The following is a 15,117-nucleotide window of genomic DNA, read 5'->3' as shown; positions in this document are numbered from 1 at the left end:
TTAGCGGTCGAAACGCTTGGCAACCCACGAATAACCGCCTTCGACAAGCCTTACGGGCGTCGTCACGAGCGTCTTGACGCCTTCGGTCGTTGGCAAAACGTTGCGAACCCGCTGGATCGCACGGCTGGCCAGACCTTCCTTCTGCTTCTCGCTTACGTCGCTGTCTGGCTCCGGAGCCGCCGCTATCGGCTCGGACGCTTGATCCCGCACGGGAGGGGTTTGCGACTGTGTTGCTGTCTCGATCGCATCGTCCGGATTTTGGCAGACGGCGATGATTACCGGATAAGGCTGATTGGCATAGGACGGTAGCCTGTCTTCGGAAACGGCGTCGCACATGGCGACCGTTGGCCATCTCTGGTCGACGGTCGAGATGTAGCGGCAGTCCGTGGCCGAATCGTTGCAGCCCAAAATAGTCATGACGATGAGCGCGGAATTCATGCTGTTTTCCCCAATGGCGGTTGTTGGGGGTTAGATTGCTCAATGATGGCGCCAGCGAGGCGCCACCGCAGCGGGGCTGAACACTTAAGGCGTTTGCGCCTTTCGCTTATAGGCCCGCTCCGCCGCTTCGCTCGGCGACACCGCAAGGTCGGCCGATTGCACTTCGGTCGTCTCTGCCATCCGGACCTCGCGAATCCATTCCCGCCATATCGACACAATCAGCGCCATCAGAACCGGACCGATAAACAGTCCGAGAAAGCCCATGGTTTTCACACCACCGACAAGGCCGAAGAATGTGGGAAGGAATGGCAATTTGATAGGGCCGCCAACCAGGCGCGGACGAACCGTCTTGTCGACGATAAACAATTCCACCGCACCCCACGTGAACAGCCCGATCCCTGCGACGAACGAGCCGTTGGCAACGAGATAGGCAGATACCAGCGTGAACGAAAGCGGCGCGCCGCCCGGAATAAGCGCCATTACACCAGTGATGACCCCAAGTGTCACAGGCGAGGGGACGCCAGCAATCCAGTAGGCCACGCCAAGCACGATGCCTTCGCCGATCGCAATCAACGTCATCCCGGTCACCGTCGAACTGATTGTCGCCGGTACGACACGCGAAATCCGCTCCCACCGCGACGGCAGGATGCGCTCACCAACAAGATCAATCTGGCGTGAAAACGATGCGCCGTCACGATAAACGAAAAACAGAGCGATCATCATAAACAGCATGGTCAGAACAAGATGGAAGACGCCATCTCCGGCAGCAATCACGGCGCGGTAGATATTGCCGATATTGGCTCCGCTAACGATCTGTACAAGCTCGCCGATAGCGCCGGGTGACCCAACATGCTTTGTCCACTGCAACCCGAGCCAATCACCGGCCCAGGGAAGGCCGATGATCCAGGCTGGAGGCGGCGCCCCGAACCTGTTCACTTCGACCGCCCAGCTGAACCACTGGCGCAGTTCACCCGTGGTGTAGCTGATCGCGACGCCGATCGGCACAATCAGAAAGGCGAGGATGAACAGAATGGCAAGCGTCGCGGCGATTGTCGTGTTTCCGCCAACGCGGACCAAGAGCTTGCGATAAAGTGGCCAGCTCGCAAATCCAATGACCAAGGCGGCCAGAACCGGCACAAGGAAGCCGTAGAAGAAATAAATCGACGCAGCAACAATCAGGACCAGAAGCCATCGAGCTGCCGATATCGCCGGTATCAGAGCAATGCGATTGGGAGAGACCGGTCCCAGCCAACGCGGTTCTATAGGGATGTTCCGATCATCTTGCGCGCTCACGATATACTGCCACTCCCGATTGCTGTCGCCGATATGGTGTGTCGGCCATTACGCTGCAAGCCTACCGTGGACCTCTTAACCGAGCCCTTCATCGTCTGCCTATCCTTCAGATACGATACAAATGTGAAAACACCGAACCATAACTTCATCTAGGGCATTGCGATGGCTAAACCGTCTTTGTCAGCGCCCCTTGTTTCGGTAGAGCAGAACAATAGATAACCGTCACGTACGCGTGTTTTATAAAAGACGAGATCCAAGGACTTTTAATGATGCTCAATGCGGAGGCGGTCGACCTTACAAATTGCGACCGCGAGCCAATTCACATCCCAGGGAGCATTCAACCGCATGGTTGCCTTCTTGCCTGCGACTTAACTGGCGCTGAGATTCTTCACCACTCTGCGAATGTCGGAGAAATGCTCGGTGTTGAAGGTGACATCAACGGCCGGAGACTCGAGGACGTCGTCGGTGGCGAAGCGGCCCATTCGCTTCGCAACGCGCTCGCGACCTCCGATGATCCAGCACGCCCGGCGCTACGCCATGCCTTGCGACTCCCGTCAGGCAAAGCTTTCGACATCTCGTTGCATCGTTTCGATTCCAAGGTGATCATCGAGTTCGAGCCGGCTTCCAACGACGCCGACCAGCCGCTCGAAGTTGCGCGCATGTTGATCAGCCGCATTCGCAACATGAAGAGCATCGACAGGCTTATCGAGAACGCTGCACGGCTGATGTTCGCCATGCTCGGATATGACCGCGTGATGGTCTATCGTTTCGAGGAGGAAGGGTCCGGCAAGGTCGTCAGCGAATACAAACGCCGCGACCTCGAGAGCTTCAAGGGCCAGTATTTTCCTGCAGCGGATATCCCCAAACAGGCACGCATTCTCTACATCAAGAACACCATCCGCGTCATCTCCAACGCTGACAACGAGCGTGTGGCCATCGTCCCTGAGTTGGGCGAAGACGGCCTGCCGCTCGATATGTCCTTCGCGCATCTGCGGAGTGTTTCGCCGATCCACTGCGAGTATCTTCGCAACATGGGCGTCTCTGCCTCGATGTCGGTGTCCATCATCGTTGATGGGGAGTTGTGGGGGCTGATGGCCTGCCACCACTATTCGCCAAAGACCTTGTCGATGCCCCAGCGCGTTGCGGCAGAAACGTTCGGCGAGTTCTTCTCCCTGCATTTGAGCGCGCTGAAACAGAAGCAACTGGTCGAAACGGCAAATCTTGCCAGACGTTCGCTCGACCGATTCCTTCAGATCGCTTCCAACCACAACGATATCAGCGGGTTGTTGAGAAGTTCACTGGATGATTTCGGCGGCATGCTACCCTGCGATGGGGTCGGGCTGTGGCTTGACGGGATCTGGACAGGGCAGGGGCTCGTGCCACAGGAGCATCTCGTTGCCGAACTGGCGGAACTGGTCGGCGGCGTCGCGGGCGGACGGATTTGGTCGACGGCCGAATTGTCTCGGTCGCTACCGTTGTCGATGATCTCGCCGGACGACGTGAGCGGCGTTCTTGCCATTTCCTTGTCCCAGCGCCCTCGCGACTATCTGTTTTTCTTCCGCAAGGAAGTCGTGCAGACCCTCGATTGGGCAGGCAATCCCGACAAGCAGTATACCAGCGGACCGCATGGGGAGCGACTGACGCCGAGGTCGAGCTTCGCCATCTGGAAAGAACAGGTACGCCTCAAGGCTCAACCTTGGACCGATACGGATCTCGAGATTGCCGACGCCATCAGGGCAGTTCTTGTCGAAACCGTACTGCATCATAACGAACTGCTTGCGGACGAGCGCGGTAAGGCGGACGTGCGCCAGCGCATGCTCAACGAGGAGCTCAACCACCGCGTCAAGAACATCCTGTCTGTGATCAAGGCGCTCGTGGGGCATCCTGTGGATGACTCAAGACCGCTGTCTGATTACGTCGGCTCGCTGAAGGGACGCATTCAGGCATTGGCCTATGCGCACGATCAGGTCGTCCGCAGCGGCGATGGCGGACATCTCGCCGACCTTCTCGAAGCGGAACTGCAGCCCTATAAGGGAAGCGGCCGCATCGTGACGATGAGCGGACCGCGATTCTGGCTTGATAGCCGTGCGTTTTCCGTCATGGCCCTCGTCCTGCACGAAATGTCTACCAATGCTGCAAAATACGGTTCGCTCTCGGTATCTGACGGTCGGCTCGACATCGAGTGGGGCCGAAGCGCCGATGGCGACTGCGAGTTGACCTGGAAGGAAACCGGTGGTCCGGTCACAAAGGCGCCCAGTCGCAGTGGGTTCGGCAGTGTCCTTATCAGCCGCAGCATGCCCTTCGAGCTAGATGGTCGGGCATCGGTCGACTATCCGCCCGAGGGCGTCAACGCGGTCTTTGTCATCCCCTCCAAGCACGTTCACGCAGATGATGACGCGGCATCCGAGGACGATCTCCACCTGGATGGGCTCGGCGGACGGACGGCGAGCGAGCGATCACTCGGCAATCTGGAGTTCCTTCTTGTGGAAGATCAGATGCTGATCGCAGCCGATGTCGAGGCGATGCTGGCGGACAATGGTATCGACAAGGTAACGACATCGCCTTCGGTCTCGGACGCGCTTCGCCGCCTCAAGGATTTCACCCCGGACGTCGCGATCCTCGATGTCAATCTGGGATCCGGTACGTCGCTTCCAATCGCGGAAGAACTTCTGCGTCGTCACGTGCCCTTCGTGTTTGCGACGGGATACAGCGATCGCTCGATCATTCCGGCGACGTTTTCAGCGCCGGTTGTGCGCAAGCCTTATGAAGCGACGGCGTTGATCGCCGCCGTCAGCAAGGTTCTGGAACGATAGCTTCAAAATGCGACCGGAAGTCTTCCGGTCGCAGCAATCAGATATCGAGGTTATCGGCAAAGGCGGCGCGTTCCTGGATAAACCGGAATCGCGCCTCGGGCCTCGTGCCCATGAGATTGTCGACCGCCTCGCGCGTGCCTTCGAAATCCACCTCGTCGATCCCGACGCGCAGCAACGTGCGCTTGGCGGGGTCCATGGTCGTTTCCTTCAACTGCGCAGCCATCATCTCGCCAAGGCCTTTGAAGCGACCGATTTCGACTTTCTTGCCCTTGAACACCGTTTCCATCAATTCGGCCCGATGCGCGTCGTTGCGGGCATAGACGGTCTTTCCACCCTGCCGGATGACGTAAAGCGGTGGCACGGCCAGATAAAGATGGCTGCCGCGGATGAGTTCGGGCATTTCCTGATAGAAGAACGTGATCAGCAGCGATGCGATATGGGCGCCGTCGACGTCGGCGTCGGTCATGATGATGACCCGCTCGTAGCGAAGATCCTCCTCGCGGTATTTCGTCCGCGTGCCACAGCCAAGCGCCTGCACGAGATCTGCGATCTGCTGGTTGGCCGAGAGTTTTTCGCGGCTTGCCGAGCCGACGTTGAGGATTTTACCTCGGAGCGGAAGAATGGCCTGGTTCAACCGGTTACGGCCCTGCTTCGCCGAGCCGCCAGCCGAGTCACCCTCGACGATGAACAGTTCGGCGCCCTCGGCCGTGTTCTGTGAGCAATCGGCAAGCTTGCCGGGAAGGCGCAGCTTGCGCACGGCCGTCTTGCGATTGACCTCTTTTTCCTTGCGGCGACGAAGCCGCTCTTCGGAGCGCTCAATCACCCAATCGAGCAGTTTCGCGGCCTCGTTGGGATTTCCGGTCAGGTAATGATCGAAGGGGTCGCGCAGAACGTTCTCGACGAGCCGCTGAGCCTCCACGGTCGCAAGCTTGTCCTTGGTCTGGCCGACAAATTCCGGCTCGCGGATAAAGACAGACAGCATGCCCACGGCCGAGATCATCACGTCATCAGTGGTAATTTCGCGGGCACGTTTGTTCTGGGTCAGTTCGGCGTAATTCTTCAGGCCTTTGGTCAGCGCAATGCGCAACCCGGCTTCATGGGTGCCGCCTTCGGTCGTCGGGATGGTGTTGCAGTAGGAGTGAACCTGCGGGTCGCCACCATACCACGTGATGGCCCATTCCATGGCGCCGTGACCACCGGTCTTTTCGGTGCGGCCCGCGAAGATTTCGCGAGTGACGGTGAAATCCTTGCCGAGCGTGGCCGAAAGATAGTCTTTCAGACCGCCGGGAAAATGGAAGACTGCCTTGTCCGGCACATCGCCACCGGCCTGAACCAGTGACGGGTCGCAGCTCCAGCGGATTTCGACGCCGCCGAACAGATAAGCCTTCGAGCGCGCCATGCGGAAAATGCGACCGGCATCGAACTTCGCGTGATCGCCGAAGATCTGCGGATCCGGATGGAAGCGGACGCGGGTGCCGCGACGATTGTGTACGTCACCGAGTTCTTCGAGCCCACCTTGCGGAACTCCGCGGGAAAAACGTTGGCGATAGAGCTTCTTGTTGCGCGCAACCTCGACTTCCAGCATGTCGGAAAGCGCGTTGACCACAGAGACGCCGACGCCATGGAGGCCGCCCGAGGTCTCGTAAGCCTTTCCGTCAAACTTACCGCCGGCGTGAAGCTTGGTCATGATGACTTCGAGCGTCGACTTGCCGGGCACTTGCGGATGGTTTTCCACAGGAATGCCACGACCGTTATCGGTAACCGTCAGGCAACCTTCGGTATCCAGATACACCTCGATGAAATTGGCATGGCCGGCCACGGCTTCGTCCATCGAGTTGTCGATGACTTCGGCAAACAGATGGTGGAGAGCCTTTTCGTCCGTGCCGCCGATATACATGCCGGGGCGCATGCGCACCGGTTCCAGCCCCTCCAGCACGCGGATCGACGATGCGCCGTAGTCGTCGCCGTCGGCGGCGATTATAGCCGGACGTCGCGGCGAAGGCGCTGCCTTGACGGCGGGTACAGGTTCCGCTGGCGCTGATCTGGGGAGAGCGGGCGTATCGGCAAAAAGGTCGTTATTGTCATCCATTGGCGGTGTCGGTACTACCTGTCGGGGTGCGGAGGAGATAGCCATACCCATCTCGTGCTGTTTCGAATCACATGCGATTTTGCCAGAAAACCGGCTTTCTCGCGATGCCGTACGCACACGGCGGCTCTGCCAGCAATGCTGCCTCGGCCTTAGCATGGCAAGTTGGAAGACAGAAGGTTGCGAATGAAAGCCCGCATGTCCACAGTTCATTTCTTTTTCGGCACGCTTCTTGCTGGCATGGTCGCGCTCACCGCTTCAGCAAGCCTCGCGCAGGAAGGCCCCATCAAGCCGTTCAAGGACGAGCTTTTCTCCAGGTTCGAGGTGCTGGAGACTAAGGACGGCGGCGCTTACGAGATGATAGACTACCAGGAACTGCGCGACATCAACGGTCGTGACAGTGAGCCTGAGCGGCGGGTCAAGAATGCCTATGTGGCGCTTGGACCGCGCCGTGTCCAGGAAAATGAAACCCTGGCCTTCTCCGGACGGACCCTTGATGTCACCAGGGTGGGACCTTCTCAAGGTGGCGCCCTCACGGTGATCTTCATCCACGGCAGGGGCGGCGACAGGCGGCTCGGCGTCAACGACTACACGTTCGGCGGCAATTTCAACCGGCTGAAGAACCTCGTCACCGCGTCAGGCGGGAACTACTATTCGCCGAGCGTAAAATCCTTCGACGACAAAGGTGCTGCCGATATCGCTGCCCTTATTCGCTATGCGTCGGAGAAATCGGCAGGACGTCCAGTCCTCCTCGCCTGCGCCTCCATGGGTGGATTCATCTGTCAGGCCGTGAGCCGTGATGCCACGACGATCCGGTCCTTGAAGGGCATGGTGCTGCTGGGCGGTCCACCCGATCCGGGTCTGCCGTCAACGCCGTTGGCCAAGGCAAAACTGCCGGTCTATATCGCTCACGGCAGCGCCGACAGCGTCTACGCAGCAAGCGGACAGACCGAGGTCTACCGGAAATTGCAGAGTTCCGGATACCCGGTCCGTATGTCCGTTTTCAATACAGGCGGGCACGGAACACCCATTCGGATGATCGACTGGCGCAAAGCCCTCAATTTCGTGCTTATCGCCCACAAATAACCCGTTTGGCTGCAATCGCGCGTTTAAATGGTTCTCAACCGATTGAATCGCGGCGTGGATCGCTTCCCACCCGCAACGGGACGACATCTGGGCCATGCTGCGCCATCCATGATCCATGCAAGCACTTGAAATACGTTCATTATTCAGCGTACGAAGTGTGAAAGGATATGTCGGGAGGCATGTCCTGCACGTTTAGGTGGCGGCGCTCAACGGCGTCGGCTGGAGGAGAGGACCAGGGATCGACATGACACCAGAAATTCGCCCGCTTATTGCCGGAAACTGGAAGATGAACGGCACACGGGACAGCCTTCCCGAGATCAAGGCAATCGCGCAGGGCGTGATGGGACCTCTCTCGGACAAGGTCGAAACCCTGATCTGTCCACCGGCCACGCTTCTCTATGTGGCGACGGCACTTTCGACGGACAGCCCGCTGATGATCGGCGCCCAGGATTGCCATCAGAAGGATTGCGGTGCGCATACCGGCGAAATTTCCGCCGACATGATCGCCGACTGCTTCGGCACGCATGTGATCGTCGGCCATTCCGAACGGCGCGTCGATCATCGTGAAACTGACCGGATCGTTCGCGCCAAGGCCGAGGCTGCCCATACGGCCGGATTGATCGCGATCGTCTGCGTCGGTGAAACGGCGGACGAACGCGACACCGGCCAGACACTCGATATCCTGAAGCGTCAGCTCGCTGGCTCCCTGCCTGACCATGCCACGGCCGCAAACACGGTCATTGCCTACGAGCCCGTATGGGCGATCGGATCCGGCGTGACGCCGACCGCAACCGATGTGGAAGCCGCGCATGCTTTCATGCGCGCAGAACTCGTGAAGCGGTTCGGCGACGACGGCAAGGGGATGCGTCTCCTCTACGGCGGCTCGGTCAAGCCGGGCAATGCGGCGGAGCTGATGGCGATCGAAAATGTCGATGGCGCATTGATCGGTGGCGCCAGCTTGAAAGCCGACGATTTTCTCGCCATCTACGGCGTCTATGAGGCCTTGACCGCCTGAGCCGTTCAATAGGGGCTTGGAAAGCGGGCGGGCCTCATGTAAAGAGCCGCCAAACTTCTTCTATTGCCTCGCCAACGGGGCAGGGATCTTATTCATGCAGACTGTTCTGATCGTCATTCATCTCATGATCGTGCTGGCGCTTGTCGGCGTCGTGCTGATCCAGCGCTCCGAAGGCGGAGGGCTTGGCATCGGCGGCGGTTCCGGCTTCATGTCGGCGCGCGGCACGGCAAACGCCCTGACCCGCACGACGGCGATCCTGGCGACGCTGTTTTTCGTCACGTCATTGGCGCTCGGTATTCTGGCACGCTACGAATCGCGTCCGACGGATATTCTCGACCGCATTCCGCAGAGCCAGCAGGGTTCAGGCAACGGTATCTTGAACCAGCTCGGCCCGGCACCGACCGCTCCGCCGGCAAGCAACGGCGTCCCATCGGATGGCGCGAGTTCAGCGCCTGCTCCGGCAGCACCGGCAACGGGAGCAGCGCCTTCCGCACCGGCTCCTGCTGCGCCTGCGACACCGGCCCCGGCAACGCCCGCTCCGACGAACAGCGTTCCAACCGGCCAGTAATGCACGGTTGAAGGCAACAAACTCCGGCGGGCCAAAAGCCTGCCGGTTTTCGTTTGTGGAGATTCCACAGACTTTTTTCGGAAAAAGAAAATTCCGCTGGCGGAATCAGAAATCAGAAGGTATTCGGTGGCTCCCATGGCGCGATATGTATTCATCACAGGCGGCGTGGTTTCTTCCCTCGGAAAAGGAATTGCGGCCGCGGCCCTCGGAGCTCTGCTCCAGGCGAGGGGTTACCGGGTTCGGCTGAGGAAGCTCGATCCTTATCTCAACGTTGATCCGGGCACTATGAGCCCGACGCAGCACGGCGAGGTCTTTGTGACCGACGACGGCGCTGAGACCGATCTGGATCTCGGTCACTACGAGCGGTTCACCAGCCGTTCGGCGACCAAGACCGACAACATCACCACCGGCCGCATCTACAAGAACATCATCGACAAGGAACGCCGCGGCGACTACCTCGGCGCGACCGTTCAGGTCATTCCGCATGTCACCAACGAGATCAAGGATTTCGTTACCGAGGGCAATGAGGACTACGATTTCGTCCTCTGCGAAGTTGGCGGTACGGTCGGCGATATCGAAGCGATGCCGTTCATGGAGGCGATCCGCCAGGTCAAGAACGACTTGCCCCGCGGAACAACGATCTATCTGCATCTGACACTGATGCCGTTCATTGCTGCAGCCGGCGAGTTGAAGACCAAGCCGACCCAGCATTCCGTCAAGGAACTGCAGGCGCTGGGTATCGCGCCGGACATCCTGCTGGTGCGCGCAGACCGGGAAATCCCGGAGGCCGAGCGCCGCAAGCTTTCGCTGTTCTGCAACGTTCGCCCATCCGCGGTCATCCAGGCGCTCGACGTTGCCAATATCTACGACGTCCCTATGGCCTACCACAAGGAAGGCCTCGATTCGGAAGTGCTGGCTGCGTTCGGCATCGAACCCGCTCCCAAGCCCCGTCTGGACGCCTGGGAAGAGGTCTGCAACCGCATCCACACGCCGGAAGGCGAGGTCACGATCGCGATCGTCGGCAAGTACACAGGCCTCAAGGACGCGTACAAGTCGTTGATCGAGGCCCTGCATCACGGCGGAATCGCCAATCACGTCAAGGTCAATCTCGAGTGGATCGAATCGGAAGTCTTCGAAAAGGAAGACCCGGCTCCGTGGCTTGAGAAGGTTCACGGCATTCTGGTCCCCGGCGGTTTCGGCGAACGGGGTTCGGAAGGCAAGATCCTCGCGGCCCAGTTTGCGCGCGAACGCAAGGTTCCGTATTTCGGGATCTGCTTCGGCATGCAAATGGCGGTGGTGGAAGCCGCCCGTCATCTCGCCGGCATCGAAGACGCATCCTCGACCGAGTTTGGTCCTGCAAAGGAACCGGTCGTCGGTTTGATGACGGAGTGGCTGAAGGGCAACGAGCTCGAGAAGCGGTCTACCGCCGGCAACCTCGGCGGCACGATGCGTCTTGGCGCCTATCAGGCGGCTCTGAAGAAGGGCACCAAGATCGCTGAGATCTACGGGTCGACGGATATCTCCGAGCGCCATCGTCACCGTTACGAAGTCAACGTCCAATACAAGGACCGCCTGGAAAACTGCGGTCTCGTCTTCTCGGGAATGTCACCGGACGGCCTTCTGCCGGAAACGGTCGAATACCCTGACCATCCGTGGTTCATCGGCGTTCAGTACCATCCGGAACTGAAGAGCCGACCGCTCGATCCGCACCCGCTGTTTGCGAGTTTCGTCGAGGCAGCGCTCGAACAGAGCCGTCTCGTCTAAGACCTGAGAAAACCCGGCTTCGACCGGGTTTTTCTTTGACCACTTTTCTATTTCAGCGCCTTGTATGCGGCGAGCGCCCGGTCGCGGGCAAAGCCGTGATCGACGATGGGCTTTGGATAGGTCTTGCCCAGCTCGATGCCTGCCTTCTCCAGCACGGCCGCAGGCGCCTCGAACGGCTTGTGGATGTATTTGCGGTCGAGCTTTGCCAGTTCGGGCACATGCTCGCGAACGTAATCACCGTCTGGATCGAATTTCTCGCCCTGCAGGATAGGATTGAAGATCCGGAAGAACGGCGAGGCATCGGCGCCGCTGCCGGCCACCCACTGCCAGTTGGCGGAATTGTTGGCAGGATCCGCATCGACAAGCGTATCGCGGAACCACTGCTCGCCCTTGCGCCAGTCGATCATCAGATCCTTGATCATGAACGACGCCGTGATCATCCGCACCCGGTTGTGCATGTAGCCGTGTTTCCACAACTGCCGCATACCGGCATCGACGATCGGATAACCCGTCATCCCCTTTGTCCAGGCCGTGAATTGCTTGGCATTGTATTGCCATTCGAATGCGTCGAACTTGTCGTCCCAGTTCTCGCGATCGAGGCCGGGAAATTCGATCAGCAGACCGTAGCAGAAATCACGCCAGGCAAGCTCGCGGCGGAAGTGCGACACGTCTTCCGATGTCTTCGCCGGAAGACCTCTCGTCTCGTACCAGATGCGGGCAGGGGAAATCTCACCATGGGTGAGGTGGGCAGACAGCGAAGACGTGGCGTCGATCGCCGGAAAGTCCCGACCGCGCTTGTAGTCGTGCAGGTCCCTGTCGATGATGTCCTTTAACTTCTCCCGCGCGCCCTGTTCGCCCGGTGTCCACATTTCGGAAAAACCCGAAGCCCAGTCCGGCTTTGCCGGCAGCAGGTCCCAGCCGTCCAGGCTTTCCGAACGGGGAAATTGCTTCGGGGCAGAGATGGACTTTGGGGTATCCATCGGCTCGTGCGGTTCGCCGAGCTTCTGCATCGCGTTCCAGAACGGTGTAAAAACCTTGAATGGCTTGCCCGCCCCCGTGCGGATCCGGTCCGGCTCGTGGAGAAGCTGGCCATGAAAGGCGCTGATGGCGATGCCCTTGTCTTTGAGGGCGACCGCGATTTCACGGTCGTAGTCCGTGCGTTCATAGGCGCGGTTGACGAAGACGGAGCGGGCGCCGGTCTTGTGGGCGATGTCGGACAGAACATCCTCGGCCTTTCCCCTAACGAGGACGAGGTCACTGCCGAGCGCTTTCAGCGCGCCCTTGAGTGCCGTCAGCGAATGATGCAGCCACCATTCCTGCGCGCCACCGAGAGGCCCGATGTTCAGTTCGTCGGGTTCGCGGATATAGACGGGGATGACCGGGCCGCCGGCATCGATCGCGGCATTCAGCGCCGCATTGTCATCGAGACGGAGATCCTTGCGAAACCATAGGATGGTCGGAATGTTTTTGTCAGTTGAATGATCGGCAGGCACGCGCTTCTCCGTTCGAGGCATCGCAAAGGACGCCTGGAAAGCGCCTTAGGAACGAATGAGCAATATAGGGCAGGGTGCACCGGCAGCCAGCTCCGGAGCGTGCGGAGGACGCACGATAAGGCCGTCGGATCGCGAAAATATCTTCATCATCGACGAATCCTGCTTTCCGAAAGCCTTGGCAACAAGATTTCCCGCCGCGTCACGCCTCACGCTCGCGCGAACATAGTCCTGCCGCTGGTCGTTCGCCTTGATAGGCTCCGCTGTGACACCCATGACCTCGCGGTTACTCTCGCTGAGATGCGCGAGCTTTCGCAGCAGCGGCTCGAGGAAGAGGAGACTGGTCACAAGGCTTGCGACCGGGTTGCCGGGCAGGCCCAGCACATGCATGCCGTCGAGCGAACCGACCATCAGCGGTTTGCCGGGACGCATCGCGATCCGCCAGAAATCGAGTTCCATACCGGCGGCCTTCAGCGTCGACTGGACGAGGTCGTGATCGCCGACAGAAGCTCCACCGAGCGTGACCAGCACGTCGGCCTTTTCGAGCTGCGCCCGTGCGACAGCTGCAGCGATATCCGCCTGGTTGTCCTTGACGATGCCAAGGTCGAGAACCTCGCCGCCGTTGGACCGCACCAGTGCGGCGACGCCGAACGTATTGGAGGCAATGATCTGCGCGGTCGCCGGCACACCGCCAGGAACTACAAGCTCGTCACCGGTCGCAAGGATCGCGACCCTTGGTCGCCGATAGATCCCAAGCGTCGGATGGTTCATCGCGGCGGCGACGGTTAGATGCGCGAAGTCGAGCACCGTGCCGCTCTTGAGGACGATCTCGCCCTCCGCGAAATCCTGGCCGCGGGGCCGCACATGCCGTCCTTCGACGACGGCAAATGCAGTGCGGATCCGGTCGTCCGCGATTCGCTCTGCATCTTCCTGGATGAGGACAGAATCAGCGCCCTGCGGCAAAGGTGCACCGGTAAAGATACGCACGGTTTCGCCCGGACCGACGGCACCCTCGAAGGCATGCCCTGCGGAAGCGGTTCCGATGACTGACAGTTCCGTGCCGACCGTGGACGCGTCCTCTGCCCGTACTGCGTAGCCGTCCATGGCGGACGCGTCGAACGGTGGCTGTGTCAGCCTCGCGGCGAGATCGGCAGCCAGCACGCGACCGTCGGCCTCGCCGAGCGGGACATTCACGATATCGTCGATCGGACGCGCTGCAGAGAGCAGCCGGCTCTTGGCATCCGCCACGGGGAGTAGTGCCTTCATCAGCCCTCCAGGCGGTATGTTCCGGACTTGCCGCCGGTCTTCTCGAGAAGCTGGATGCCGCTGATCTGCATGCCTTTGTCTGCGGCTTTCGCCATATCGTAGATCGTCAGGCAGGCAACGGACACCGCCGTCAGCGCTTCCATCTCGACACCGGTCTTGCCGGTCAGCTTAGCGGTCGCCGTGACGCGCAGGCCGGGCAGGGCGGCGTCTTCGGTAATCTCGACCGAGACCTTTGTCAGCATCAGCGGATGGCAGAGAGGAATAAGATCGCTGGTCTTCTTCGCTGCCATGATCCCGGCGAGCCGGGCCGTGCCGATGACGTCACCCTTTTTGGCATTGCCATCCAGAATCAGCGCGAGCGTTTCTGGAAGCATCCTGACATGACCCTCGGCCGTCGCCGAGCGTACGGTTTCGGTCTTGTCGCCGACATCGACCATATGCGCTTCGCCGGCCGCATCGATATGAGTGAGTGTTGCCATTATTCGGCTGCCTGTGCGTTTGTCTCACCAGATAGCAGCAGTCGAGTCGCCGCAGCAACGTCGTCCTGACGCATCAAGCTTTCACCGACCAGGAAGGTCTCGATATGAGCCTTCTGCAGCCGCTGGCAGTCGGTGTAGGTGAAGATGCCGCTTTCGCCGACGAGGAGCCGATCGGCTGGCACCATCGGTGCAAGTGTCTCACTGATGGCGAGATCGAGCTCGAACGTGCGCAGATTGCGGTTGTTGATCCCCACCAGCGGTGCCTCGAGCTTCAGCGCCCGCTCCATTTCAGGGGCGTCGTGCACTTCGATCAACGCATCCATGCCAAGCTCGCCGGCGGCCTCGTAGATCGCCAGCGCGTCGTCATCCGACAGCGCCGCCATGATGATCAGAACGCAGTCGGCTCCCCAGGCGCGCGCTTCGTGCACCTGGTAGGTCTCGAACACGAAATCCTTGCGCAGAACGGGCAGGGCGCAGGCAGCCTTTGCTGCGACCATGAATTCCGGCGCACCTTGAAAGCTCGGCGTATCTGTCAGAACAGACAGGCAGGCTGCACCGCCGGCCTCATAGGCTGCGGCGAGCGACGGCGGATCGAAATCTGGACGGATCAACCCTTTCGAAGGGCTCGCCTTCTTGATTTCGGCAATGAGACCAAAAATGCCGGCATCCTTCTTGGCCTGCAACGCACGCAGAAAACCGCGCGGAGCAGGCTGGTCGGCGGAACGAGCCTTCAGCTCAGTGAGCGGTACACTCGCCTTGGCCGCTGCGATTTCCTCGCGCTTATAGGCTTCAATCTTCTTGAGAATATCCGCCATTCGC

12 protein-coding genes are annotated in these 15,117 nt (G+C 60.0%); 5 read left to right on the top strand and 7 right to left on the bottom strand.

Annotation, left to right across the window (positions count from 1 at the left end):
- Both ACQY1J_RS12520 and ACQY1J_RS12515 read right to left on the bottom strand, forming a co-directional pair.
- Positions 1–438 (bottom strand): hypothetical protein, encoded by a 438-nt coding sequence (locus ACQY1J_RS12520; protein ID WP_062580693.1) that lies wholly within the window; start codon positions 436–438, stop codon positions 1–3.
- Positions 439–522: 84 nt separating this feature from the next.
- The gene (locus ACQY1J_RS12515) at positions 523–1,731 is read right to left on the bottom strand and encodes an AI-2E family transporter (RefSeq protein WP_062580694.1); all 1,209 of its coding nucleotides are present in this window, start codon (positions 1,729–1,731) and stop codon (positions 523–525) included.
- Between the two features lie 266 nt (positions 1,732–1,997).
- On the opposite strand from ACQY1J_RS12515, the gene ACQY1J_RS12510 reads away from it, so the two are divergent.
- Positions 1,998–4,544, top strand: coding sequence for an HWE histidine kinase domain-containing protein (locus ACQY1J_RS12510; RefSeq protein ID WP_430243510.1), 2,547 nt, complete (start codon positions 1,998–2,000; stop codon positions 4,542–4,544).
- A gap of 37 nt (positions 4,545–4,581) precedes the next feature.
- Here ACQY1J_RS12510 and parE read toward each other — a convergent pair whose 3' ends face one another.
- Positions 4,582–6,633 carry a DNA topoisomerase IV subunit B gene (gene parE, locus ACQY1J_RS12505; protein WP_430251743.1) on the bottom strand — a complete coding sequence of 684 codons (2,052 nt, stop codon included), beginning with the start codon at positions 6,631–6,633 and terminating at the stop codon, positions 4,582–4,584.
- A 195-nt stretch (positions 6,634–6,828) separates the two neighbouring features.
- On the opposite strand from parE, the gene ACQY1J_RS12500 reads away from it, so the two are divergent.
- The 4 genes from ACQY1J_RS12500 to ACQY1J_RS12485 all read left to right on the top strand — a co-directional run bounded on the left by ACQY1J_RS12500 (position 6,829) and on the right by ACQY1J_RS12485 (position 11,063).
- Positions 6,829–7,716 (top strand): alpha/beta hydrolase family protein, encoded by an 888-nt coding sequence (locus tag ACQY1J_RS12500; protein WP_430251741.1) that lies wholly within the window; start codon positions 6,829–6,831, stop codon positions 7,714–7,716.
- A 244-nt stretch (positions 7,717–7,960) separates the two neighbouring features.
- A complete protein-coding gene (gene tpiA, locus ACQY1J_RS12495; protein ID WP_430251739.1) occupies positions 7,961–8,731 on the top strand; it encodes a triose-phosphate isomerase in 771 nt (256 codons plus the stop codon).
- Between the two features lie 94 nt (positions 8,732–8,825).
- Entirely contained in the window at positions 8,826–9,299 is a 474-nt protein-coding gene (gene secG / locus ACQY1J_RS12490) for a preprotein translocase subunit SecG (protein WP_092662341.1), read from the top strand.
- A gap of 135 nt (positions 9,300–9,434) precedes the next feature.
- A complete protein-coding gene (locus ACQY1J_RS12485; protein ID WP_062456928.1) occupies positions 9,435–11,063 on the top strand; it encodes a CTP synthase in 1,629 nt (542 codons plus the stop codon).
- A 47-nt stretch (positions 11,064–11,110) separates the two neighbouring features.
- Here the strand turns inward: ACQY1J_RS12485 and ACQY1J_RS12480 are convergent, their stop codons facing one another.
- The 4 genes from ACQY1J_RS12480 to trpC are packed head-to-tail and all read right to left on the bottom strand — an operon-like array spanning position 11,111 to position 15,113.
- Positions 11,111–12,577 carry a cryptochrome/photolyase family protein gene (locus ACQY1J_RS12480; RefSeq protein WP_430251737.1) on the bottom strand — a complete coding sequence of 489 codons (1,467 nt, stop codon included), beginning with the start codon at positions 12,575–12,577 and terminating at the stop codon, positions 11,111–11,113.
- A 24-nt stretch (positions 12,578–12,601) separates the two neighbouring features.
- Positions 12,602–13,819: a molybdopterin molybdotransferase MoeA gene (locus ACQY1J_RS12475; RefSeq protein ID WP_430251735.1), complete on the bottom strand. Its 1,218-nt coding sequence runs from the start codon at positions 13,817–13,819 to the stop codon at positions 12,602–12,604.
- Positions 13,819–14,298, bottom strand: coding sequence for a cyclic pyranopterin monophosphate synthase MoaC (moaC, locus tag ACQY1J_RS12470; protein WP_430251733.1), 480 nt, complete (start codon positions 14,296–14,298; stop codon positions 13,819–13,821). Before moaC ends, ACQY1J_RS12475 begins: the two co-directional genes overlap by 1 nt.
- Positions 14,298–15,113, bottom strand: a complete 816-nt coding sequence (trpC, locus tag ACQY1J_RS12465; RefSeq protein WP_430251731.1) for an indole-3-glycerol phosphate synthase TrpC — start codon at positions 15,111–15,113, stop codon at positions 14,298–14,300. Before trpC ends, moaC begins: the two co-directional genes overlap by 1 nt.
- Between the last annotated feature and the right edge of the window lie 4 nt (positions 15,114–15,117).

The sequence above is a fragment of the Neorhizobium sp. DAR64860/K0K1 genome (assembly GCF_050500205.1).
In the GTDB taxonomy this organism is placed as follows: domain Bacteria; phylum Pseudomonadota; class Alphaproteobacteria; order Rhizobiales; family Rhizobiaceae; genus Neorhizobium; species Neorhizobium soli.
This window is presented reverse-complemented; position numbering and strand designations above follow the sequence as displayed.

Excerpts from the sequence above, each read along its gene's own strand:
- ACQY1J_RS12500 (WP_430251741.1), top strand. The coding sequence starts at position 6,829 with ATGTCCACAGTTCATTTCTTTTTCGGCACGCTTCTTGCTGGCATGGTC.
- secG (WP_092662341.1), top strand. The coding sequence starts at position 8,826 with ATGCAGACTGTTCTGATCGTCATTCATCTCATGATCGTGCTGGCGCTT.
- moaC (WP_430251733.1), bottom strand. The coding sequence starts at position 14,298 with ATGGCAACACTCACTCATATCGATGCGGCCGGCGAAGCGCATATGGTC.
- ACQY1J_RS12485 (WP_062456928.1), top strand. The coding sequence starts at position 9,435 with ATGGCGCGATATGTATTCATCACAGGCGGCGTGGTTTCTTCCCTCGGA.
- trpC (WP_430251731.1), bottom strand. The coding sequence starts at position 15,113 with ATGGCGGATATTCTCAAGAAGATTGAAGCCTATAAGCGCGAGGAAATC.
- ACQY1J_RS12480 (WP_430251737.1), bottom strand. The coding sequence starts at position 12,577 with ATGCCTCGAACGGAGAAGCGCGTGCCTGCCGATCATTCAACTGACAAA.
- ACQY1J_RS12520 (WP_062580693.1), bottom strand. The coding sequence starts at position 438 with ATGAATTCCGCGCTCATCGTCATGACTATTTTGGGCTGCAACGATTCG.
- parE (WP_430251743.1), bottom strand. The coding sequence starts at position 6,633 with ATGGATGACAATAACGACCTTTTTGCCGATACGCCCGCTCTCCCCAGA.
- tpiA (WP_430251739.1), top strand. The coding sequence starts at position 7,961 with ATGACACCAGAAATTCGCCCGCTTATTGCCGGAAACTGGAAGATGAAC.
- ACQY1J_RS12475 (WP_430251735.1), bottom strand. The coding sequence starts at position 13,819 with ATGAAGGCACTACTCCCCGTGGCGGATGCCAAGAGCCGGCTGCTCTCT.
- ACQY1J_RS12510 (WP_430243510.1), top strand. The coding sequence starts at position 1,998 with ATGATGCTCAATGCGGAGGCGGTCGACCTTACAAATTGCGACCGCGAG.